This window comes from Arthrobacter sp. 1088 (assembly GCF_031455315.1).
In the GTDB taxonomy this organism is placed as follows: Bacteria; Actinomycetota; Actinomycetes; order Actinomycetales; family Micrococcaceae; genus Arthrobacter.
On sequence record NZ_JAVDSM010000005.1, the window covers coordinates 351,951 to 373,727 of the forward strand.

Here is a 21,777-nt window from a genome sequence, read left to right on the forward strand (position 1 = left end):
TGTTGCCGGTAATTCAGCTCTGCTTTTTCATCGCACTTCAGAGAAACCACGACGGCGGTTGGCCGCTGTGCTTTCGGCCGCCGCCTTGCTGTCCCTGGTACTTAGCGCGATGCCGGGTAATCCGGCGCGGGCCGACGTCGTGGTGAACAACATTAGCGTGGGCGAGGGAGCCAGCAACATTGTCGTCAACCCTGTCACCAACACCGTGTACGTCACGACGAACGACGGGCTAACCATCATCAATGGGAGGACGCAAGCCACTGCCAAGGTGAAAACAGGTGGGGTCCCGGCGGATCTGGCCCTTAATATCGCCACGAACAAGATCTATGTGAGTAACAAAGGCGGCGAAGCGAGCGGAACGGTTGCAGTTATTGATGGCAGTACGCATGCCGTGACCCAAGTCTCCGTTGGTCCCGATCCATATGCCATCGCCGTCAACCAAACCACGAACAAAATCTACGTCGGTGGCGGGGCGGGCCTGTCTGTGATCGATGGAAAAACGAACGCCAGCACAACCATCAACACTGACTGGGTAACACAAGTAGCGATCAACCAGGCTACGAACCGCGTTTATGTCTTGGCCAACGGCGTGAAAGTGATTAATGGTGCCACTAACAGCGTGACTCAGATCGACATGGGCTCCAGCGTTGCTTGGCCCACCAACTTGGCTGTCAACCAGGTCACCAACAGGGTCTACATTGCTTCGCGTGTCCGCAATTACATGGAACTCGAAGTCTTGGACGGGACTTCCAACCAAGTGCAGCCGATCTACTCGGATCTGAACTCAAGCCCGGCTGGACTCACTGTCGATGAAACGAACAACAGGGTCTACCTGGGCCGCATCTTGCTCGGGGACGGAACGCTGTCATCGCTGACTGGGGTCCTGTCCGTTTTCGGTGGTGAGGGTGGCGGTCCCATCGATATCAGGACAGGGGAAACGCCAGAGAAAATCGCGGTCAATGGAAAGACCAACAAGGTGTACCTCGGTGGAAACTACCTCGGTGTCAAAGTCATCGATGGCACAACTTTTGCTTTGTCGACGCTATTTGTGAAGTCCGGAACCGCTATTGCGGTTAACGATGCCACCAACAGAATCTACGTCGCCAAATGGGCCGGAACCGTGGCTGTTATTGACGGGAGCATTCCGTCCCAGCTGAAGAACGACTTTAGTGGAGATCGGAAAACGGACCTCCTTGCCCGTGACATGTCAGGTTTGCTATGTCTCTACCCCGGAAACGGCGCGGCTGGATGGCAACCCCGCACACAGGTGGGGTCGGCTTGGAACTCCATGACCGCCGTCGTAAGTCCTGGCGATTTCAGCGGCGACACGAAACCGGACGTCCTGGCCCGCGACGGCGCTGGCCATTTGTGGATGTATCCCGGAAACGGGTCGGGCGGCTGGTTGCCCCGTGTACACGTCGGCTCAGGCTGGAACGCCATATCCGCCATCGTGACACCGGGCGACTTCAACGGGGACGGCACGTCGGATATTTTGGCCCGGGACACGTCGGGAATCCTCTGGTTGTACCCGGGTGACGGCCGCGGGGATTGGCTTCCCCGAACCAATCTGGGGGCGGGATGGAACGCCCTGACCGCGATCGTTGGCCCTGGTGATTTCGATAGCAACGGTACGTCCGATGTCCTCGCCCGCGACGGCTCCGGGCTCCTGTGGCTCTATAGCGGCGATGGGATGGGAGGCTGGTGGGGGAACCGCAAGCAGGTGGGACAGGGATGGAACCCGATGACCGCGATCGTCGCCCCGGGAGACTTCAACGGCGACGGGCGTCCGGACATTATGGCCCGCGACAGCAGCGGCACACTCTTCCTGTATCCCAGTGCGAGCGGCGGAGCGTGGCTGCCCACTGTACGAATTGGGCAGGGCTGGAACAGTATGACCGCCATCCTTTGACGCGACAGGCCAGCGTTCTTCACGGCGGACACCGGCAGCCCTAGGCTGGAAACATGCCGAAGGTGAGTGTTAACGGCGTCGCGCTTTACTACGAGGAACACGGCGAGGGCGTGCCTATTCTTGGTTTACATGGCACGCCTGGTTCGGCAGCTCTGTGGGCCGGAGCCGCTGTGGCGCTGAGTAATCACGGGCGGTGCATCATTTTCGACCGCCGCGGTTTCCACCGCAGCGCACTCGTCCCGCCTCCGTCCACCTTGGACCTTATCCAGCACGTCGACGACGCCGCGGCCCTCCTCGCCGCACTCCACGCAGGGCCCGCCGTGGTCATCGGCCCGGGCACTGGCGGGCTCATAGCCCTGGGGTTGGCGCGGCATTTCCCGGACAAGGTGAAAGCGCTCGTCCTGCTGGAGCCAGCTTTGTTCACAATAGATCCCGACGCCGACACTTGGGCTCGCGGGCTGCGGCAGCGGGTGCTGGGGGCCTCGCGCGACCGTCCGTTCGGAGTGGCGGAGGTTGTGATGCGCGAAGCCTTGGGCGTTCAGTCTTGGGATGCGTTGCCTGGCGACATCCATGAAATGCTCACCCACACCAGCCCGGCAGTCCTGGCCGAGATTCGTGGCCGGGGACTCGATCTCAGTGATTCCCCTTTGGAGATGAATGAGGACGATCTTGCGGACATCCGACGGCCAAGTCTCATCCTCTCCGCCGAAGGCTCTCCGCATGTGCTCCGACTTATCACCTCGCGGTTGTCCGGTGCACTCCCCTATACAGAATCAGTGCTGGTATCGGGAGGCCATCTGATCAAATCCAGCACATCCCGCCGTTCTGGACTTTGTAGACAGAATGGCTGCAACATCCAGTTCGTGGGTTTAGCTTCCATCGAGAAGATACCCCCAGGGGGTACTTGATTTGATACCCCCAAGGGGTATACATTCAATGCATGAGCCATGCAGACCTGAGTATCAGTCAACCGGGCGGCGACTTCCCGACCATCGAAGTCGACCTTGAGCACGCCGCACCACACGGGTACACCAGCAACAAGGACGCCTACCTGCGCCGCCTGAAACGCATCGAGGGGCAGGTCCGCGGTATCGCGCGCATGGTGGAAGAGGACAAATACTGCATCGACATCCTCACGCAGGTAGCTGCTGCCACCAAAGCCCTGCACGCCGTCAGCCTGGGACTCGTTGAAGAGCACATAGGCCACTGCGTGGTTGGCGCCGCCTCCGAGCCCAATCCTGAAGCCCGCGCCGAACAGATCGATGCCAAAGTAAAGGAGGCCACCGATGCCATCGGGCGCCTGCTGCGGTAATTCCGCCAACACACATCACACCATTCAACTCACCACCAAGGAGCGCATCATGAGCCAGACCATCCAGACAAACGTCAACGTTTCCGGCATGACCTGCGGCCACTGTGTTTCAAGCGTGAGCGAGGAACTCGAAGCACTTAACGGCGTGGAGGACGTCTCCGTGGACCTCAACCCCGGCGGGCTGTCCACCGTAACCATCACATCCACCAGCCAGCTCTCGCCCTCCGAAATAGGCGAGGCCGTCGCAGAAGCCGGCTACTTGGTGGTAGCCAACGAAGCCTAGGAGTCGTCTTGACTAACCAGGAGACCTTCAATCAGCCCGAAACCCGGGTCATCGAACTGGACATAGAGGGCATGACCTGCGCCTCGTGCGTCAATCGGGTTGAACGGAAGCTCGGCAAGCTCGAAGGCGTCGAAGCCAGCGTCAACCTTCCCCTGGAATCAGCCCACGTCACCGTCCCAGCCACGGTGACAGACCAACAAATCGTGGACACGGTCAACGCCACGGGCTATAAAGCCAAAGTCCGCCAACCCCCGGCCCCCCACACCAGGGAACACCACGATCGTGGCGTCCAGGGTCACCAACCAAACTCCGTCACCGAGCTCACGAGTGACCTCCCAGATCACAAGGACCACGCAAAAACGTCCACCGACAATGGACACGCGGCGCAGGCCGAACCGCCCCAAGCCACGGAAACCGGAACCGGACACGACCACAGTGATGCGTCCGGCGCCATGCGGCAGCATGCGTCCAAGGGAGGAACGACCGAGCAGGCAGAGCATGGCGCCGGGGGCGTCACGCAAGGCAACCACGAGCATGCCGAGCATGGCACCGGCGGCTCCGCGCCAGCAGAGCATGCCGAGCACGCGAATCACATGTCGCACGGCCCAGCGGCGTCAACACTCCGCCCACGCCTGATCACGGCGGCGGTACTGACCGTGCCCGTCTTCGCGATTTCCATGGTTCCTGCCCTGCAGTTCACCAACTGGGGCTGGATTGTGGGTGCATTGGCGCTGCCTGTGGTCAGTTGGGCTGCGTGGCCGTTCCATAGGGCCGCCGCTATCAATGCCCGGCATCTCGCATCCACCATGGACACGCTCGTTTCCATCGGGGTGATCGCGGCCTACCTCTACTCCGCGTGGCAGTTGTTCGCGGATCCCAGGATGACGGAGCACCCGGGCATGGAAAGCATGTCCGGTGGTGGGCTGTATTTCGAAGTCGCCGCCGTTGTCACCACATTTCTGCTTTTGGGACGGTACCTAGAAGCAAATGCGAAGGCCAAGGCCGGCGACGCTTTGAAAGCCCTGCTGAATCTGGGCGCCAAGGATGCCACGATTTTGGTGGACGGACGGGAACAGAAAATACCTGCTGAAGAACTCCTGGTAGATGACGTCATCGTGGTCCGCCCTGGTGAGAAGATCGCGACCGATGGTGTGGTGATTGACGGCGCGTCCGCCGTCGATGCCTCTCTCGTGACTGGCGAATCTGTTCCGGTCGAGGTCGGTCCGGGGAGCCCTGTCACCGGCGCTACCATCAACACCTCAGGCCGCCTTTTGGTCCGGGCCACGAGGGTGGGTTCTGACACCACCCTCGCCCAGATGGGCCGTTTGGTCAGTCAGGCGCAGACCGGAAAGGCGCCAATCGCGCGGCTCGCGGACAGGATCAGCGCGGTGTTCGTGCCGATCGTGCTGGTGCTTGCTGTGGTGACGTTCGTTCTGTGGCTGTTCTTCTCGGGCGACCTCAACGCGGCGTTCACCGCTGCAGTTGCCGTCCTGGTGATCGCTTGCCCCTGCGCCCTTGGCCTCGCAACTCCCGTCGGGCTGTTGACCGGAACGGGCCGCGGCGCTCAGCTGGGCATTCTCATCAAGGGTCCGCAGGTGCTGGAGGACACCCGGCATGTGGACACCATCCTGCTGGACAAGACCGGCACCGTGACCAGCGGAAGGCTTGCCGTGGACCATACGGTCGCCCTCAATGGCCACTCCCGGGCAGCAGTCCTGACGCTTGCCGGTGCGGTCGAGTCAGCGTCGGAGCACCCCATTGCCCATGCGATTGCGGCAGCAGCCACGGAGGCAATGCCCGATGCCGGCGCTCTCCCCGGTGTGGATGGCTTCAGTTCCGCTCCTGGCGGCGGAGTCCGCGGAACCGTGGCGTTGGACGGCACTAAAAAAACGGTTGTGGTTGGGCGCTCGGGCTGGCTTGAGAAGAACGGCATCGCCCTCGATGCCAGCCAGCGGGACGAGCTCGCAGCTCAGGAGAATAGCGGCGCAACTGCAATTTGGGTGGCTGTGGACGGTCAAGCTGCCGGAATCGTCAGCCTGAGCGACACCATCAAGCCCGGCTCCGCAGCTGCGATCCAGCGACTGAAGGATCTCGGTATCCGTCCGATGCTCCTGACGGGTGATAACGCCGCTGTCGCCGCCCAAGTAGCTGCCGCCGTCGGGATTTCCGCTGACGACGTGTTCGCTGGGGTCCTGCCGGAAGGCAAAGTCGACGCAGTCCGGAAGCTTCAGGCCTCCGGCGCAACGGTGGCAATGGCAGGCGATGGCGTGAATGACGCCGCTGCCTTGGCCCAGTCGGATCTGGGAATCGCGATGGGGTCCGGCACGGACGTTGCAATCGAAGCGTCTGACCTCACCGTGATGGGCAGCGACCTGGGCCAGCTCGTTCAGGCTATCGAGCTCTCCCGCAAGACGCTCTCCACCATCAAGACCAACCTGTTCTGGGCCTTCTTCTACAACGCGATCGGCATCCCAGTGGCAGCCATCGGATTGCTCAATCCGATGATCGCAGGCGCAGCGATGGCGGCGAGCTCCGTGCTTGTTGTCGCGAACTCCCTGCGGCTCCGCTCATTCGGGAAGTAACCCATCCGCGTAGCAGCACAGGGCGCTCCGAGCTCTCAGAACGTCATGTGCTGCTGCGCAGTTTGAGGACTTGTGCCCGGGCTAAGCCGTCCCGAAGCGGACAGCAGCCCGGGCCTTTGCCTTGGCGGCTTCCTCGTCACGGTTCTTCGCCGGGCCATGGCTCACCAGCGAATCCAGCAAATGCTGCGTGATGTGGGCGATCTCGTGGACGGCCTCAGCGAAGGCTTCCTCGTTGGCTTTGGACGGTTTGGTGGAACCGCTGACCTTGCGCACGTATTGCAGCGCGGCGGCCTCCACCTCTGCCGACGTAGCGTGTGGTTCGAAGTTATGAAGAGTCCTGATATTCCGGCACATAACCCCATGCTAACTATGGGCAGCGCTCCATGGGGAGGGGTGCCCATCGACGCCTTTTCGAATCCCACGATAGGTTTTAGCTATTGGATCTTCCGGATGAGCCGGAGGCCGCTGGGGATGCCGAAGAGCTCGGGTCCGAACAAATGAAGGAGAATCTCATGGCTATTTGGGGTGCAGATGTTGATCAGCTTCGTCAGCTCGGTAACAAGCTGAAGGCTGGTGCCGAGAACATCGAGCAGCAGCGCTCACAGCTGAAGGGCGCCCTTGACGGCACCGACTGGAAGGGCCCGGACGCCGACAAGTTCCGCGGCGAGTGGGACAGCCAGCACGCTTCCAACCTGAAGAAGGTTGCCGACGCCCTTCGCGAAGCCGGCGACCGCGCTCAGAAGAACGCTGAGCAGCAGCAGCAGGCTTCCAACTAGGACCGTTGGGAAACCCCGGACGCTACGGCGTCCGGGGTTTTCGCTTCTTAAGATCCAAACTCGAAGATGCCCTTAGTCCCGCGGGACCTTGGCGACGCGCCCCGACGGGACGGGTTCGACGTCGTTCGCGTGATCCAGGACGCGGGCCCGGGCAGCCTCCTCAGCGGTCCGGGCGGCCTTACGGTCACCTCGCAATTCGTCCACGCGGACCAAGACCACACCGCCCACAATCAGAAGCCCACCCAGCAACTGGATGGTGCTCGGCAATTCACCCAACAGCAGCCAAGCCCAGATCACGGCGAACAGCACTTCCGTCAGGGACACGAAAGACGCCACTTTGGACCCCAGACTGCGTGCTGCCATGATGCCGGAGACGTAGGCGAGGACGGTCGCAAGAATAACAAGTCCCACAGCTGACACCCACCAGGGTATGGTCCAGGGGCCCAGGGCCGTATCAGCGGTACTGAAAGTCATGGGGATCAACCCCACAGCACCCACCAGCCACATGACCAGGGCGCCCACCAGGAGACCGCCCGAGGCAAGCACGAGAGGAGGAAGGGTGTCGTTTTCCTTGGCTGTAATGAAGAAGTAGATCACCAGGCACACGGCAGCAGCCATACCCCAGAGGACGCCGATGAAGTCCACCTTCACAGCGCCGGTAAGGTCGAGCACAAGGACTAGTCCACCCAACGAAAGCAATGCGCCAGCGGCGGTAAGGGCCCGTGGGCGGCGACGGCTGGCGATCCACAGCCACAGCACGATCATGACCGGAGCAAGGTATTCGAGCAGCAGCGCGACACCCACGGACAACCGGGCTACTGCATTGAAGTAGAACAGCTGGCAACCTGCGACTCCGATGAGCCCAAACAGCAGGATAGTCAGCCAGTTGTCCTTGAGCTGGTGCCAGCGGCCGCGAAGAACCACGACGCCGGGAATCGCCAGGATCAGCGCTGCACCGGTGAGTCGCACGGCAACAGCAGCGCCAGGTGACCAGCCGGTTTCAAGCATGGACTTGGCGAACGAGCCGGAGGTACCGAAAACCGCGGAGGAGAATAAAGCGATGCCGAGTCCTGAGGCCAGGAAACCTTTTGCATCAGCCTTCGTCTTTGTAGCTGACACAGCAGCCTCCTGTCAGGAGTAAAGTGGGCTTATGGTCATGACAGTACTCCCGAAACATGTAAGGAGTCAAAGTGCATTTTGCGCCTGACACCGAGATTGCACTACGCACCGTCGTTAATCTCGTCAACACAGCAGCCAACGGCGAGGATTCGCTGGCATCAGTAGAGGACCTCGACGCCTTTTTGGAGGCCGAAGAATTCTCGGGTTCGAGGACCCATGACGAAGCAGAATTGCGCAGCGTCAAGCGGCTGCGTAGCGAGCTGGCATCACTCTGGGCCGCCGATGAGGACACCGCCGCAAAGACCGTGAACAAACTGCTCATAGACGCGCAGGCACTCCCGCAACTCGTCAAGCACGATCACTGGGACTGGCATCTCCACGCGACCACACCGGAAGCACCACTCGCCGACCGCATGGGCACTGAGGCCGCTATGGCCATCATCGACGTCATCCGCAGCCAGGAAATGGATCGCATGCGTATTTGCGCCGCAGACGATTGCGATGCGGTGGTCCTGGACCTCAGCCGTAACCGCTCCAAGCTCTATTGCGACACAGGCAACTGTGCCAACCGCGCACACGTCGCAGCGTATCGGGCGCGGAAAGCGGCCGTGGGCGAGTAGATCTCCTCCCCGCGGAAAATGCACGGCACCACTGCGGCCCCACTCTACGAAAAAGCGCTCCCCCACCTGTAGTGAGGAAGCGCTTGAAGGTTAGTGGCCGCCGTCGGGCGTTTCAGTCTCGTCTGTAACGGAACCGGGAGCGGCGGGACCACCATGCCCGGGACGCTTCGAACTGAGGTTGATGCCAGAGCCCTTGCCCAGATGTTCGGCGTTTTCCTTGTGGCTCATGGAGAGCATGGCAGCCACCACGAGGCTCACGATAAACGCGATACCAGCGCCGGTGAAGGCGAGGTCGAACCGCGGAGCGCGTGCGCTGCCGCCAGACGCGAAAATGAGCACGGCAACGAATGCCAGTACTGCGAAGAACGCGGAGAACATGAGGGGTCCCTTGACCGAGGTCCGCATCTTGCGCGGCTCTCCTGGTGTCTGGTCTGCCACGATCATTCCTCCAATGATGGCGGGCCTGTTCGGCTCCCCGCCGGTCTGCAAAAGTTCTACAACGAGTAGAACGTCCAGCTACTAGTTTACGGCCTCCGGGGAAGCACCCGGCGCAGTGGCCTGGTTGCCCGTGTGAGCATCGTGCCGGAGCGTCAGCCCGGAGAGAATCCACAGCACGCCGGAAAGGATCGCTCCGCCACCGGCAACACCCAGAAGTGCGTGCGCGCCGAGCGATATGAAGAACGGCAACGCCACAGCAGTACCCACAGCGATAACACCGGACACCAGCCAATCACGGGTCAACGAGTCGCGATTCCGCAGTGCGTGGACCAGTTCAAGAACGCCAAGTACCAGCAACGCGGCGGCGGCAGAAAGCGCGACGCCGGCATCTGACTGAGTGACCAATGCCCCCACACCGCCGATCGCGACAACCACCGGAACTGCCGCAGGCAGAACGCGCGAGACCCACAACGAACCCGCTGTTGCGAGCAGGTACAAGCCAACGGCCCAAGCCAGCACCTGCACCGAAGGCGATCCCCAGAAGATGGTGACCAGGCCGAACACCAGCGCAACCACTGCCCGGGTCAGCACTGGTTTCCAGAGCCCGGGCACGGACGCAGGAGGTGTCTGGGAAGGAGTCGTGGGGAGAGTCACGCATCCAGTTTAGTGCGAACCAAGCACTACCCATTTGTCCGTGCGCGCCCGCAGCCCCAAAGTGACCCCGCGCGCCAGCATGTAGCCCAGCGCAAAGACGACCCACAGCCACACCAGCCCCGCCGCGCCGTCGGGCCTGGTCAGGTGGACGGCCGCCAGGAGCGGCAAGTAGACCGCAAGATTCACGACGCCGGCAATCGCCAGATAGCGCGCGTCACCGGCACCGATGAGGACGCCGTCCAGGACGAAGACGTAGCCGGCCAAAGGCTGTCCGACTGCAAGGACCCACAGGGCGACGGTCAATGCCTCACGCACACCGGCGTCAGACGTGAAGAGGTAGCCGGCCCATGGCGCGGCCACGGCAAGCAGCACGCCGGTTATCACCCCGAACCCCAGGCCCCAGCGGATCATGGTTCGCGTCAATTCCCGGACGCGGACAGCATTTCTGGCGCCCAGTTCCTTGCCGATCAGGGCCTGCGCCGCGATGGCGAGCGCATCCAAGGCAAAGGCGAGGAACGAGAAAATGGTCATGGCCAGCTGATGGGCTGCGAGGTTCACTGCGCCTTGTGCAGTGACTACCAGGACTGTGGAGAGGATGGCGAGGCGGAGGCTTAGGGTACGCAGCATCAGCCACGAACCAACCTTTGTCATGGCCCGAATGCCATGCCAGTGGGGCTTGAGCGAGACACCGTGCTGCCGGGCGCTCCGGCCAACCATCACCAGATACACGGCCGCCATGGCCCATTGCGCAACGCTTGTGCCGATGGCCGAACCAGTAACGGACAGATCCAATCCGTAGACGAGGAACCAGTTCAGCGCGATGTTCAGCGCAAATCCTGCCGTGGCAACCACCAAAGGTGTCCGGGTGTCCTGAAGGCCGCGGAGCACGCCCGTGCCTGCGAAGATGAGCAACATCGCGGCCAGCCCGGGCATCGACCAACGCAGGTAATCCACTGCGAACCCGCGAACCTCACCCGTCGCGCCCATCAGGCCAACCAGGGGTTCGGCGGCGACAAAGCCGGCGACGGCGAGAACCGCACCGAGGATCAGAGCCAGCCACACGCCGTCGCGCCCTGCCGCCAAAGCCTTGCCGAGCTTGCCGTCGCCAATCGCCCGGGCGACTGCCGGCGTCGTCGAATATGCCAGGAAGACCATAAGTCCAACAGCAGTGTGCATCAGCGTGGATGCCAGCCCAACGCCGGCGAGCTGGTCCACGCCAAGGTGGCCCACAATGGCGGAGTCAGCGAGGAGGAACAGCGGCTCGGCTATGAGCGCGCCGAACGCGGGTACTGCCAGGCGCAGGATCTCGCGGGCATTGGAACGAGTGGTGATGGTTGTGGTTTGAGGCACTAAACAAGCCTAGTCCGCTTGGGCACGGGTAAATTTGGGGCCGTGTCACACAAGCATCCCGTTACAGTTTCCGTCGCCCGCACCATCCTCCCGGGGTACACCCGGCAAGCAAATGCCTGGGCACACGCCGGCCAGGAACTGGCGCGCGAGTGGCCCGGATATCTGGGCTCGGGATGGGTCCGGAGTGGGGCCGGCTCGAACGAATGGCACATGCTGTACCGGTTCGCCGATGCTGAAACGCTGCATGGATGGGAGCAGTCCGAGGAGCGGCGTTGGTGGATCGACAGCGCGCGGGAAATGATGGAGACCACGCGGGTTGAGCGGCGTACAGGCATCGAGGGCTGGTTTTCGCAGCCCGGCGATGCCTCCGTGGTTGTTCCGGAAACTGTGGTGCCACCGCGTTGGAAGCAGGCGATCAGCATCTTCCTACCCTTCTTCCCTCTTAGTCTGTTGGCCAATTTCCTGCTGCACCCCTTGACGCAGGGCTGGCCGCTGGTGTTCCAGGTGCTGCTCAACATCGTCATCCTGACACCGCTGATGACGTACATCTTCCTGCCCATCACGACGCGCCTCCTCCAGCCTTGGCTGCAGGCAAAACCACGTGGGATGAGTCACGGAACTTCTTAATTAGTTGACTCTTCAACTTATCTCCGGGAAGGTTGAAGGCATGAACAAGTCCACCTTGAGCACTACAGCCCTGACCGTCCTGCGCGTTATTGCAGGTTTTCTCTTCGCCGCGCACGGTTGGCAGAAGTTCAACGAATTCACCATCGCCGGCACCCAGGCCTCCTTTGCACAGATGGGCGTACCGGGCGCTTCCGCGGTAGCTCCGGTTGTTGCAACCCTCGAGCTTGTGGGCGGCATCGCCTTGATCCTCGGGCTCCTGACCCGGGTGTTCGCGGCCCTCCTGGCCATCGACATGCTGGGAGCACTGTTCCTGGTTCACGCTCCGGCCGGCGTCTTCGTCGCCAACGGCGGATACGAGCTGGTCCTCCTCTTCGCCGGCGCAGCCTTGGCCCTCGCCCTGGCTGGAGCAGGCAAGATCTCCGCCGACAACGCCCTCTTCGGCCGCTCCGCCAGCAAGCTCCGCGTCCTCGCGTAATTTGCCCCCAACCCCCCGATGTTCTCTCACATCCGAGCCTGAATAGCGGAACGCTCGCTCACTTTCGTCAAGAAAGTGAGCGAGCATCGGCGTTAAGGGGTCACGATGTGAGAGAACGTCTAGCCTTCGACGCCGGTCAGTTCGTTCGGGACGTGCTCAAGCTGCACGGACTTCTTCACCTTGCCTGTTTTCAAGTCCACCGCGTGAATAGTTTGCGTCGCAGGTTCGGTGACAAACGCCGTCGAGCCTTGAACGAAAAGCGTGGGGCGCGGGTCCTGCCACGTGGCGGATTCTTCCCACGCGGCGACTACAGGGATGGTCGAGGTCACTTCTCCCGAGAGCGGGTCGATGACGCGCAGGCCGCCGTCAGTTCCGAGCACCAGCGCTTCGCCGGCCGGTCCGCGGCCCAGCGAGCGGAACGAGTAGCTGGTTCCAATATCCACAAGCCGGAGGGTTGCGGTTTCAGTGTTGACCAGGGAAATCCGCGTGGGCCGTTCCAGCTCAGCGGCTTTGTCCACTTTGTAGTCGCCCAGGATCACCGGCGACTTCTCCGAGCCCGCCTGGTTGCCCATGCGCCCATATGCATCCGGGCTTGCGACCTTGGTGATGGCTCCGTCCTTGTAGATCAGCATGCCATTCTCGCAGCCAACCACCACAGCTTCTCCTGCAGCAACTGCCTCGCCGTGCACACCAGGGCAGTCTTCGTTGCGCACAAGTTCTTTACGGTCCTGCCCCTTGCCGGCCTCCAGGACAACGATGCCGGTGCGGCCCTCGTCGTTGCCCAGGGTGACCAGCAGCTTGCCATCCTCCAACTCCACTGCGACGCCGTGGTGAGCCTCGGCCGTGGTGTAAACGTCCGTGGCGGGCAGTTTGCCAGACTCGACAGCGTCGCTCAAAGCGCTGGATTCGAAGGTTTCCACCTTGCCGGAGCCGTCACTGAACAGCGCCGTCTTGTCCGCGTGCCGCACGACGTGACCTGCCTTGCTCGCCTCGAACGACAGATCGGTCAGCTTGGGTTCGGCAACGTAGTGATGGCTGTGGTCGCCGTGCGGCTCGGTCCAGGCGCCGGCGTCGAAAACGCGGAACGCGTCGCCCGTGGACACCAGGACATGCCGGCCGTCACCTGCAGGGTTGAGGCGGTTGAAGCCGTCGAGCTCCGCTTCGCCGCCCACGGGTTCGAGCGTCTTTGCGTCTACCACGGCGATGCCGCCGTCGTACGTGTAAACGAGCCGAGGCGAAGGAGCGCCCGCTTCCTTTTCCTTCGATGCTGCTGCATGGGATTCGGTTGGCGCTTCAGCCGGGCTGGCCCCGGGGGCAGCGCACGAGGTGAGGAGAAGCGCAGAAAGCCCGACGGCGGCAAGCGGCTGGGCGCTTCTGCGGCGCCTTGTTCGGGTGGTTGGGCGTGGCGAAGTAAGGGTGGGGTGATGAATCATGAGTTAAATGATATTGATTCTCATTTGTGTATCAAATCGCCTGGGTCGTCCGTTTCGATGGCTAGCTGCGCATTCGATGGTTCGCCCGGCATTGTGCGCAGCTAACCATCGAATCTGCCGGGCCGAAGGTCTGGCCAGCCGGACGGCGGGCGCACGACGTGGACACGTAACAGAAACCCACCAACAGTAAACTTCGAGCATGAGCGAGTCCCCCAGCAACTCCCTAACCCTCCGCTTCCTCGCCGCCCCCATGGATGTGGGCCACAGTGGATCCGTCGACGCCGGCACCGTCCTTGAGTGGGTGGACAAGGCTGCGTACGCGGCGGCCGTTGGTTGGGCGAAGTCCTATTGCGTCACGGCCTACGTGGGCAACATCCACTTCACAGATCCGGTGAACAGCGGCGACATGGTGGAGGTGACGTCCACCATCGTCTACACCGGCCGTTCTTCCATGCACATCCACACGGTGGTCAGCTCGCGCGATCCCAAGGGTGGACCGGAGACGATGCACAGCCAGTGCATGGTGATTTTCGTGGCCGTCGGACCTGACGGCAAGCCCATTCCTGTGCCACAGTTCGAGCCCTCCACTCCGGACGAGATCGAGCAACGCGATCACGCGCTTGCCCGCATTGAAGTCCGCGAGCAGATCGTCAATGCGATGAACGCCCAGGAATATACCGACGCCGGCACCGCCGAACGCGTGACGTTGCGCTTCATGGCGTCCCCCACTGATGTGAACTGGGGTGGCAAAGTCCACGGTGGCATCGTCATGAAATGGATCGATGAGGCCGCCTACGTTTGCGCCTCCAGGTACTGCGGCCGGGATACTGTGGCGGTGTTCTCGGGCGGCGTGCGCTTCTACCGGCCGTTGCTGATCGGCCACGTAGTGGAGGTGGAAGCGCGGCTGGTGTACACCGGCGCAAAGGGAATGCACATCGCTGTCCACGTCCGCTCCGGCGATCCGAAAACCCGCGAAATGAACCTGACCACGTATTGCCTGACGGTCATGGTGGCCCGTGACGAAACCGGAACAGCCGTACCCATTCCGCCGTGGGTGCCGGTGTCCGAAGAAGACAAGAAACTGCACGCGCACGCCAGGGAATTGCTGGAGATCCGCGGCAGGGCCCCCGGAAACCGGCTGCCCGACCACTTGCTGAAAGCAGGCGGCTACCAAGAGGCATGACTTCGGCTTAGTCAGGCCCGATGGAACAGACCGCGTTGGCCGCGGGCGCGAAACACGCCCGCGGCCAACCCTCGGTCTAGGCCTTGTAACCCGTCGGCGGTGTGAGAACGCCGCGCTCGATGAGCTTCTCGATATTGGCGGCCCGTGTTGAGTCTTCCCGGGCAAGCCAGCCCTCGGCCGGGGGCGCGTCGAGGTACTGGTTCTTCGGATAGATCGGGGTGTCGTAAATGACCCGGTACTGCTCCGTGCGCAGGTCCTTGAACTGGTTGTACAGGCCGTTCGAGAGACGGGCACGGCGCAGCGCCTCGATATCGATCGTGGTGCAGACGAACGAGTCGCCCGAGGTCCAGCCCTGCTGCTTGGTCAGGATCTGGCCGCGTGGACCGACGATCATGGACTGGCCACCGAACAGGTCCTGCATTGACCCGTCGTCACGGACTTCGGGCCCCAGGTTCGGAGCGACGACGTACGCCGAGTTGAACATGGCGTGGGCCCGGTTCTGCAGTTCCCACATGCCGTTCTGCACGGCCGGCTCGATCAGGGTGCCCCGGATAATGATCTCGGCACCGTTCATCGCGAGCCCACGCGGCACCTCGGGGTATACACCCTCGTGGCAGATGGCGTACCCGATGTTGCCGATCTCGGTCCTGGCCACAGGGAAAATGGCGTCCATTGCATTGCCATCGCCCTTCTTTTCAATCCATTCGTCCCAGACGTCGTGCGGGTTCATGTTGCCAAGCATGCCGCCCTCGTAGGCGTCACTGGTGGCTTTGTAGCGCTTGTAGATGATGTCGCCCTGCGGATCGATGATGAAGGCGACATTGAAGTGGCGGTCCGGGAAGTCCTCGTCCTTGACCATGTACAACTCAGCAGCGATGTAGGTGTTGAGTTCCACGGCCTTTTTCGCGAGTTCGTCCGTCTCCGGACCGGGGATTGTCACGGCAAAGTGGCGCTCCTTTTCGCGGTTCCCCGGCGTGTTGGCGATCATGCCCTGGATTGCCATTTCGGGCAGGACGACCAGCTTGACCGGAGAGCCTTCCCAGGACCCGACCATGACTGCCGTGTCGATGAATTCGTTGATGCGTTTGACGTTCGCTACGCCGTCGCCGGGATTTTTCACGTTGATGGTCCGCGGCGAGACTGCGACGACGACAAATGGATCGACCATTGTTTCTTTCTCTTTTCTCTTCTTTGAGTACCTGAGTTAGCGCTAACTCACAGTATTCCGGTTTAGTTAGGGATTGCAAGAACTCGGAGTGGTCCGGTTCTTAGGGGTGGACCAGAGACCATTGATGGCCCTGGTCGGGAGTTGAACCCCGGGTATGGCGGGGCAGGCGGCGCTTTGTGTTAGCGCTTGCTTCGCGGCGGTGCTGTGGTGTCGCGGAGTATGAGGCGTGGCTCCAGCAGGGGGATGTCTCCCTCGGCTTCCTCTTTGATCATGGCGAGGATACGGCTTACAGCGATATTACCGATTGCTTCGAAATCCAGCTTTACAGTCGTTAGTGCCGGGCGGAAGAACGGCGCTTCTTTGACGTCGTCGAATCCCACCACGCTGACATCGACCGGAACGTCGCGCCCGGCCTCGTCCATGGCCTTGATTACTCCCAGCGCGAAGGGGTCGTTGGCGGCAAAGACCGCCGTGACGTCCTTCTTTGCGGCGAGTTCACGGCCGACACGGTATCCCTCGGCGGCCGACCAGTCGGAAGTTGGCAGCGGCGTCGGAACGACTCGTCCGGCAGCCCCGAGCTCGGCTGCCCATCCCTGGACCCGGGCAGATGTTGCCATCCAGCCCGGCGGGCCTTGGACGTGCCACACGGTTTCGTGTCCGAGGTCCAGCAGGTGGCGCACCACCATCCGCGCACCACGCACTTCGTCAACAGAAACGCTTGTCGGGCTCGGCTGCGATCCTTGCTGGAAGGTCACTACGGGAACACCGACGTCGAGGCCCTCAAGCACCGTGATCGCATCCAACAGGGGCGCGAGCACGATCACGCCGTCAACTGTGTCCGAATTGATGGATTCGAAGGCAGCCCTAATATCTTCCCGGCGAAGACTGGCCAACGTGACTAAACGCGTCGCATAGCCATGTTGCCGGGCTTCCTCGGAAATACCGTACAAGGCCACCGTTGGTCCGAGGACCGACAGTTCGAAGCTGACAACGCCGATTGTCATGGTCCGGTTGCTGGCGAGAGCCGCTGCCGCTGGATTGCGGCGGTACCGCAGCTGTGCGATGGCGTGCTCAACGCGTTGACGGATGTCCGGGTCCACGTTGGTCGCTCCCCTGACAACCCGTGACACCGTCTGCTGGGAGACCCCCGCGAGCCGGGCAACATCGGACATCCGGGGGGCCTTTGACCTGGAGGCCAGCCGCTCCCCGCGCCCGTTGGAGTTCCGGGCTTCTGAAGGTGCAGGGGTCGTGGACACCACTCCATTATCCCCGGTCACCCTCGACGAACCCCTGAACGCGACGCCGGGCGTTGCGCCGGCAGTCACGGGCGCCTGTACCGCAGGACTTCGGGATGCTGGTCGTACGGCCACTCGGCCCCCTCCACCATGTACTTTCGGGTTGTGTAGCTGCCGTCCATCGTTGAGGCCAGCGACGGGGGTCCGTCGAAGCCGATGACACCCCAACCGACCCGGTTCTCGTTGCCTCCGTAAACCGGGTCGCCGTAAAACCCCTGACGGGTGTTGAGCACCAGCAGCGGGAAGAACTCCAGAAAGTCCTCGTTGACCGGTTGGTTGCCCGCCGGCGCGCCGCCAAGACCAGCTTCGGAGTGCTCCAGTGAGAAAGCGTTCGGCTTCTCCGCGCCCGATAACGTCTCCAACACCGCGTCCTGGTCATCCGCCGGAAGTTCGAGGAACCCGACGTCGGCACGTTCCTTCGCCAGCCGGTCCAACTCCACAACGCCTTCACGGTAAAACTCCCGGCGCTGCTTGATGCGCTCCTGCCACGCGGCCTCGTCGCGGCCCTCCATCCGGAGGAACCCGTTCCCGTCAGCAGCCGGGAAGATGAACTGCGTTCCCGCCAGCATCCGGTCAATGAAGCGCACAACCTTGGCCTCACGCGCGCCCGGATGATGGTCAGTGGGGATGATCCGGGCCGTTGCGGCCTCGATCGTATTCCACTCGTGCTCGGTGAAAAAGACCGGCCCTTCGACGTCGCGTGTTGAGATCGGTACCGTAGCCCATTCCGCCTGTCCCATGTGAGATCTGTCCTTTCGTATCCTGTGTGGGGTGCAAATCAGTTTTCGGACCAGCCGTGGCGGTCGACCTGGAGGATGCGGTCCGAGCACCGCCAAGCGTTCGCCATGATCGTCAGGGCCGGGTTGATGCCGGTCGCGGTCGGGAAGAAGCTCGCATCGAAAACGTAGAGGTTTGGTACCTCGTGCGAGCGGCACCAGCGGTCGACGACGGACGTCGCCGGGTCGTTGCCCATGCGGGCGGTGCCCAGTTCGTGCGAGGTATTGCCCGTGATGCGCTCCATGTTGACCGGAATGACCTTCTTCGCCCCTGCGGCCTCGAGGATTTCCCCGTTCTTGGCGACCTGCCAGCGTTCCTGGGCGAAGTCGTTGGAGTGGGGCGTGTGGGTAATGCGCGCTACCGGCAGCCCCCAGGCGTCCTTGACGTTCGGGTCAAGGTCGACGCGGTTGTCCTCAACCGGCAAATCATGCAGCAGGACCCCGATTTTCATGCTGTGGTTGAAAAAGTCGCGGTCCGCGTCCTTCGCCGCCTGTCCCCAGGTCGGCCTGCCGGGGAAGCTCCAGTTCACAGGGTGCCCGATCATCGAGGGGAAGATCAGAGACCCGAGAATGTGGCCCCGGCTCTCGTCCGTTTCGTAGAAGTCGAACGAACACAGGCTCATGTAGTGGCCCGCCCACCCGTACAGCGGATCACTCACCTCACGGTCAAACAAGCCAACCGAGAAAGAGTATTGGTGGAAGGTCGCGTTCTTGCCAACCATGCCGCTGCCGTTGCCGAGGCCGTCCGGGAAGAGTCCCGACTTGGACATGAGCAGCAGCCGCGGGGTCTCGATGCCGCCGCCACAGACGATAACGGCTTTGGCGTGTTGGACGAATTCGTCGCCGTCCTCGTCCTGGTAGCGGACACCGGTGGCGCGACCGTCCTTGCCAACGAGTATCTCGCTGACGTAGGAGTCTGGGCGGAGGTCGTAGCGGCCGGTCGCTATCGCGTCAGGGATAAAGCTGATCAGGGTCGATGACTTGCCGGTGCCCGGATCGGGGTACTGCTGCCAGAAGCCGTTCTCGCTGAAGGGTTGGCGCCCCCGGTAAGGTTCGGTGACCATGCCCTGCGGCATCGGGAAAGTGCCGTGGCCGAGCTTGGACATCGCGGTGGCGAAGGTCCGCCCGATCTGGCTCAGCGGTGATGGCTTGGTCGGGTAGCCCCGGCTGCGCCACGCTTCCCACTTGTTCGCCCCCGCCAGGCCCGACGTGCCGAACTCCCACTCAACGCGCGTGTAGTACGGCTCCAGTTCGTCATAGGAGATGGGCCAGTCGACCAAGCTGGCACCCGGCACGTCGCCGTGCAGGCTGCGCAGCTTGAAATCGCTCTCGGCCATGCGCGGCACCATGCCACCCCAGTGGGTGGTACCTCCGCCGACAACCTGCGGCGTCGCCGAGAAGTTGGTGATTTCCGCCTCGACCTTGTCGTTCGGGCGGTAGGTCCGCGGCTTCACCTTCGGGTCCTGCCAGATGAAATTCCGGTTGAGGAACTTCAGCTCGTCTCCCGAGGCGTGCTCAGGCTTCAGCCATGGCCCCCGCTCCAGGCCCACCACCTTCAGGCCAGCCTCGGACAGCACCTTTGCCGCTGTGGCCCCGCCGGCGCCTGCGCCGACGATGACGACGTCGACAGGCTCGGGCTGCTTCTTCCTGGTCATTATTTTGGTTTCCTTTCGTAAAGTCCTGCTTCGCGCACTGGCGCTCAGACCGTCACGGCTTCAATGCCGTTGCGGCCCACGCTTGCAAGAGGCAGGAGCTTGTCCCAGAGTTCCTGGGGGATGTCGTGGTTAAGCAGGTGGAGGGTCTCCTCGACGCGGTTCGGGCGGGACATTCCAACGATGGTGGATGCCACGCGCTCGTCGCGCACGGAGAATTGCAGGGCAGCCGCTGCGAGTGGGACACCGTACTGCCCGCACAGCGCCTCCATGCGCAGGACCCTGTCGATCGTCGCCTGGTCGACAGGGGCGTAGCAGTATCGCGGGACGGCCCGCGGGCCCTTGACGAGCATGCCGCCGCCGAAGGGGGCGGCATTGACGAAGGCGACTCCGCGGCGGGCTGCGTCCTCCAGGAGCGGCTCGGCGGTCTGTTCGACGAGGGTGTAGCGGTTGTGGCTGATGACGGCGTCGAACGCATCCGTCGCAAGGTACTGCAGCTCCAGGTCAATCGGGCCTCCGGCGACGCCCAGGCACTGGATAACGCCCTGATCCCGGAGATCTATTAGAGCTTCAAGGGGACCTCCCTTGGCCACACCCTCCTCGAACGAGATCTTTTCGGGGTCGTGTAGGTAGACGAGCTGGAGCTTATCGAGGCCCAGGCGCTCGAGGCTTTCCTCGACGGACCGGCGGACGCGGTCACCGGAGAAGTCAGTGCTGCCGGGAACGGGGTCGACCTTCGTGGCGACTACGTATCCCTCGGGGATGCCGCCCCGCTCGGCGATCGCCCGGCCAATCCGCTCTTCGCTGGCACCCCCGCCGTACTCATTTGAGGTATCGATGAAAGTGAAGGGCCCGTCAAAGACGCGGTGAATCGTGGCGACGGCGGTGCCTTCATCGACTTCGTAACCGTACTGGGCGGGAAAGCTGCCCAGCGCGCTCGTGCCGACACAGATATCGGAGACAGTCAGGCCGGTGCGGCCCAGGGGACGAATGGACATGATTCCTGCTTTCTGGAGCTGAATGGGTTGACGGTTTGGGTTTTAAGCAACCCGGGGGCGCCGGAAATATTTGGCGAAGAATCCGGAAATCCTCTGGACGCCGCCCGCGCTGGAGAGGAAGACGGCGAGGATGATCACTGCGCCTTTTATGAGCAGCTGCGGTTCGGAGGAGATTCCGACGAGGTTCATGATGTTGATGATGGTCGTCAGGATGAATACGCCGATCACTGCGTTTAGGGGGTCGCCCTTGCCGCCCATCAGGGAGGCGCCGCCCACGACGACGGCTGCTATCGCGTCGAGTTCGTAGCCTACGCCGATGAGTGAGCTGCCTTGCCGTAGCTGGGCCGCCGCGACAAGTCCGGCCAAGCCGGCAAGAACACCGGAGATGGTATAGGTGATGATCAGGTTCCGCGCGACCGGCAGGCCCGAAAGCCGCGAGGCTTCAGGATTGCCGCCAATCGCGTAGAGGGAGCGGCCGAACGTCGTGTATTTGGCCACAAGCGCCGCCACCACTGCCACGATGATGAAGATCAGGACCGGGTTGCGGATACCGAGGAAGCTGCCGCGGGAGAAGGCCTGAATGAGTCCCTGGTCGCGGATCTCGATCAAGCTTGTCGACTGGATGATGTAGCTGAAGCCCTTGACGGCGCTCATCATGGCAAGCGTTGCGATGAACGGCGGAATGTTCAGCCAAACGACGAGGACGCCGTTGATCAGTCCTGCGACAGCGCAAGAGGCCAGTACGAACACGACGGACGCGCCAGCGGGCATTCCGGCCTGCAAGGTGAGTGCGGTAAGGACTGTGGACATGGCCAGGATCGACCCCACAGACAGGTCAATGCCGCCTGTCAGGATAACGAAGTATTGTCCGATGGCCAGCACGACGACGATCGATGCGGCCGTGATCACGTTTTCGGCATTGCGGAACGTCAGGAAGTCATCGGAAACGTAGTAGCCCACCGCGATGATCGCGAGGAGGACCAGGATCAGATAACTCTTGGGCAGGGCGCGCAGGGCGCTGCCCCGCAGCCGCGAGGTGATGCTTGAGGATTGGGACGTGGTGTCACTGCGCTGGGGCAGGGGCGACAGGGTCCGGGACATGGTTGTTCTCCTGTGTAGAAAGTCTG

22 protein-coding genes are annotated in these 21,777 nt (G+C 62.4%); 10 read left to right on the forward strand and 12 right to left on the reverse strand.

Translation table 11 applies throughout. The annotated features are described in order from the left end of the window. The first annotated feature begins 67 nt into the window (after positions 1-67). Genes J2Y41_RS10360 through J2Y41_RS10380 form a run of 5 tightly spaced genes read left to right on the forward strand, consistent with a single transcriptional unit; the run spans position 68 to position 6,086 of the window. Entirely contained in the window at positions 68-1,909 is a 1,842-nt protein-coding gene (locus J2Y41_RS10360; protein ID WP_309928349.1) for an FG-GAP-like repeat-containing protein, read from the forward strand. Positions 1,910-1,962: 53 nt separating this feature from the next. Then, a complete protein-coding gene (locus J2Y41_RS10365) occupies positions 1,963-2,817 on the forward strand; it encodes an alpha/beta hydrolase (protein ID WP_309928350.1) in 855 nt (284 codons plus the stop codon). A gap of 32 nt (positions 2,818-2,849) precedes the next feature. Beyond that, on the forward strand, positions 2,850-3,221 hold the full coding sequence (locus tag J2Y41_RS10370) for a metal-sensitive transcriptional regulator (protein WP_223947386.1): 372 nt from the start codon (positions 2,850-2,852) through the stop codon (positions 3,219-3,221). A 49-nt stretch (positions 3,222-3,270) separates the two neighbouring features. Further along, entirely contained in the window at positions 3,271-3,504 is a 234-nt protein-coding gene (locus J2Y41_RS10375) for a heavy-metal-associated domain-containing protein (protein WP_224092768.1), read from the forward strand. 8 nt (positions 3,505-3,512) lie between these two features. After that, the gene (locus tag J2Y41_RS10380; protein WP_309928351.1) at positions 3,513-6,086 is read left to right on the forward strand and encodes a heavy metal translocating P-type ATPase; all 2,574 of its coding nucleotides are present in this window, start codon (positions 3,513-3,515) and stop codon (positions 6,084-6,086) included. Positions 6,087-6,167: 81 nt separating this feature from the next. Here J2Y41_RS10380 and J2Y41_RS10385 read toward each other — a convergent pair whose 3' ends face one another. After that, complete coding sequence (locus tag J2Y41_RS10385; protein ID WP_309928352.1) at positions 6,168-6,440, reverse strand: DUF2277 domain-containing protein; 273 nt, start codon at positions 6,438-6,440, stop codon at positions 6,168-6,170. 158 nt (positions 6,441-6,598) lie between these two features. Here J2Y41_RS10385 and J2Y41_RS10390 point away from each other — a divergent pair, with 158 nt between their 5' ends. After that, positions 6,599-6,862, forward strand: a complete 264-nt coding sequence (locus J2Y41_RS10390; protein WP_011776688.1) for a WXG100 family type VII secretion target — start codon at positions 6,599-6,601, stop codon at positions 6,860-6,862. 72 nt (positions 6,863-6,934) lie between these two features. Here J2Y41_RS10390 and J2Y41_RS10395 read toward each other — a convergent pair whose 3' ends face one another. Then, entirely contained in the window at positions 6,935-7,981 is a 1,047-nt protein-coding gene (locus J2Y41_RS10395; protein WP_224165851.1) for a DMT family transporter, read from the reverse strand. Positions 7,982-8,052: 71 nt separating this feature from the next. Here J2Y41_RS10395 and J2Y41_RS10400 point away from each other — a divergent pair, with 71 nt between their 5' ends. Further along, positions 8,053-8,601, forward strand: a complete 549-nt coding sequence (locus tag J2Y41_RS10400) for a CGNR zinc finger domain-containing protein (RefSeq protein ID WP_224092762.1) — start codon at positions 8,053-8,055, stop codon at positions 8,599-8,601. 90 nt (positions 8,602-8,691) lie between these two features. Here the strand turns inward: J2Y41_RS10400 and J2Y41_RS10405 are convergent, their stop codons facing one another. The 3 genes from J2Y41_RS10405 to J2Y41_RS10415 all read right to left on the reverse strand — a co-directional run bounded on the left by J2Y41_RS10405 (position 8,692) and on the right by J2Y41_RS10415 (position 11,043). Next, positions 8,692-9,045, reverse strand: coding sequence for a hypothetical protein (locus J2Y41_RS10405; RefSeq protein WP_309928353.1), 354 nt, complete (start codon positions 9,043-9,045; stop codon positions 8,692-8,694). Between the two features lie 75 nt (positions 9,046-9,120). Continuing rightward, complete coding sequence (locus J2Y41_RS10410; protein WP_309928354.1) at positions 9,121-9,693, reverse strand: DUF308 domain-containing protein; 573 nt, start codon at positions 9,691-9,693, stop codon at positions 9,121-9,123. A 9-nt stretch (positions 9,694-9,702) separates the two neighbouring features. Then, positions 9,703-11,043, reverse strand: a complete 1,341-nt coding sequence (locus tag J2Y41_RS10415) for an MATE family efflux transporter (RefSeq protein ID WP_309928355.1) — start codon at positions 11,041-11,043, stop codon at positions 9,703-9,705. A 42-nt stretch (positions 11,044-11,085) separates the two neighbouring features. Between J2Y41_RS10415 and J2Y41_RS10420 the strand changes: the two genes are divergently transcribed. Both J2Y41_RS10420 and J2Y41_RS10425 read left to right on the forward strand, forming a co-directional pair. Next, positions 11,086-11,670, forward strand: coding sequence for an antibiotic biosynthesis monooxygenase (locus tag J2Y41_RS10420; protein WP_309928356.1), 585 nt, complete (start codon positions 11,086-11,088; stop codon positions 11,668-11,670). A gap of 40 nt (positions 11,671-11,710) precedes the next feature. After that, positions 11,711-12,145: a DoxX family protein gene (locus J2Y41_RS10425; RefSeq protein WP_224092745.1), complete on the forward strand. Its 435-nt coding sequence runs from the start codon at positions 11,711-11,713 to the stop codon at positions 12,143-12,145. A 119-nt stretch (positions 12,146-12,264) separates the two neighbouring features. Here the strand turns inward: J2Y41_RS10425 and aztD are convergent, their stop codons facing one another. Next, positions 12,265-13,578: a zinc metallochaperone AztD gene (aztD, locus tag J2Y41_RS10430; RefSeq protein WP_309928357.1), complete on the reverse strand. Its 1,314-nt coding sequence runs from the start codon at positions 13,576-13,578 to the stop codon at positions 12,265-12,267. 199 nt (positions 13,579-13,777) lie between these two features. On the opposite strand from aztD, the gene J2Y41_RS10435 reads away from it, so the two are divergent. Then, positions 13,778-14,761, forward strand: coding sequence for a hotdog domain-containing protein (locus J2Y41_RS10435; RefSeq protein ID WP_309928358.1), 984 nt, complete (start codon positions 13,778-13,780; stop codon positions 14,759-14,761). A gap of 76 nt (positions 14,762-14,837) precedes the next feature. Here the strand turns inward: J2Y41_RS10435 and J2Y41_RS10440 are convergent, their stop codons facing one another. From J2Y41_RS10440 to J2Y41_RS10465, 6 genes are all read right to left on the reverse strand, one after another. After that, a complete protein-coding gene (locus J2Y41_RS10440; RefSeq protein WP_309928359.1) occupies positions 14,838-15,929 on the reverse strand; it encodes a nitrilase-related carbon-nitrogen hydrolase in 1,092 nt (363 codons plus the stop codon). Positions 15,930-16,108: 179 nt separating this feature from the next. After that, positions 16,109-17,101: a substrate-binding domain-containing protein gene (locus tag J2Y41_RS10445; protein WP_309928360.1), complete on the reverse strand. Its 993-nt coding sequence runs from the start codon at positions 17,099-17,101 to the stop codon at positions 16,109-16,111. Positions 17,102-17,250: 149 nt separating this feature from the next. Then, on the reverse strand, positions 17,251-17,964 hold the full coding sequence (locus J2Y41_RS10450; RefSeq protein ID WP_224165859.1) for a gluconate 2-dehydrogenase subunit 3 family protein: 714 nt from the start codon (positions 17,962-17,964) through the stop codon (positions 17,251-17,253). A gap of 38 nt (positions 17,965-18,002) precedes the next feature. After that, entirely contained in the window at positions 18,003-19,655 is a 1,653-nt protein-coding gene (locus tag J2Y41_RS10455) for a GMC family oxidoreductase (protein ID WP_309928361.1), read from the reverse strand. Between the two features lie 44 nt (positions 19,656-19,699). Continuing rightward, a complete protein-coding gene (locus tag J2Y41_RS10460; RefSeq protein WP_224092728.1) occupies positions 19,700-20,650 on the reverse strand; it encodes an aldo/keto reductase in 951 nt (316 codons plus the stop codon). 42 nt (positions 20,651-20,692) lie between these two features. After that, positions 20,693-21,751 carry an ABC transporter permease gene (locus J2Y41_RS10465; RefSeq protein WP_309928363.1) on the reverse strand — a complete coding sequence of 353 codons (1,059 nt, stop codon included), beginning with the start codon at positions 21,749-21,751 and terminating at the stop codon, positions 20,693-20,695. Between the last annotated feature and the right edge of the window lie 26 nt (positions 21,752-21,777).

Bases quoted from the DNA above. Each gene is read 5' to 3' on its own strand.
- J2Y41_RS10365 (WP_309928350.1), top strand. From the start codon at position 1,963: ATGCCGAAGGTGAGTGTTAACGGCGTCGCGCTTTACTACGAGGAACAC.
- J2Y41_RS10370 (WP_223947386.1), top strand. From the start codon at position 2,850: ATGAGCCATGCAGACCTGAGTATCAGTCAACCGGGCGGCGACTTCCCG.
- J2Y41_RS10375 (WP_224092768.1), top strand. From the start codon at position 3,271: ATGAGCCAGACCATCCAGACAAACGTCAACGTTTCCGGCATGACCTGC.
- J2Y41_RS10385 (WP_309928352.1), bottom strand. From the start codon at position 6,440: ATGTGCCGGAATATCAGGACTCTTCATAACTTCGAACCACACGCTACG.
- J2Y41_RS10390 (WP_011776688.1), top strand. From the start codon at position 6,599: ATGGCTATTTGGGGTGCAGATGTTGATCAGCTTCGTCAGCTCGGTAAC.
- J2Y41_RS10405 (WP_309928353.1), bottom strand. From the start codon at position 9,045: ATGATCGTGGCAGACCAGACACCAGGAGAGCCGCGCAAGATGCGGACC.
- J2Y41_RS10425 (WP_224092745.1), top strand. From the start codon at position 11,711: ATGAACAAGTCCACCTTGAGCACTACAGCCCTGACCGTCCTGCGCGTT.
- aztD (WP_309928357.1), bottom strand. From the start codon at position 13,578: ATGATTCATCACCCCACCCTTACTTCGCCACGCCCAACCACCCGAACA.
- J2Y41_RS10435 (WP_309928358.1), top strand. From the start codon at position 13,778: ATGAGCGAGTCCCCCAGCAACTCCCTAACCCTCCGCTTCCTCGCCGCC.
- J2Y41_RS10440 (WP_309928359.1), bottom strand. From the start codon at position 15,929: ATGGTCGATCCATTTGTCGTCGTCGCAGTCTCGCCGCGGACCATCAAC.
- J2Y41_RS10445 (WP_309928360.1), bottom strand. From the start codon at position 17,101: ATGTCCGATGTTGCCCGGCTCGCGGGGGTCTCCCAGCAGACGGTGTCA.
- J2Y41_RS10450 (WP_224165859.1), bottom strand. From the start codon at position 17,964: ATGGGACAGGCGGAATGGGCTACGGTACCGATCTCAACACGCGACGTC.
- J2Y41_RS10455 (WP_309928361.1), bottom strand. From the start codon at position 19,655: ATGACCAGGAAGAAGCAGCCCGAGCCTGTCGACGTCGTCATCGTCGGC.
- J2Y41_RS10460 (WP_224092728.1), bottom strand. From the start codon at position 20,650: ATGTCCATTCGTCCCCTGGGCCGCACCGGCCTGACTGTCTCCGATATC.
- J2Y41_RS10465 (WP_309928363.1), bottom strand. From the start codon at position 21,751: ATGTCCCGGACCCTGTCGCCCCTGCCCCAGCGCAGTGACACCACGTCC.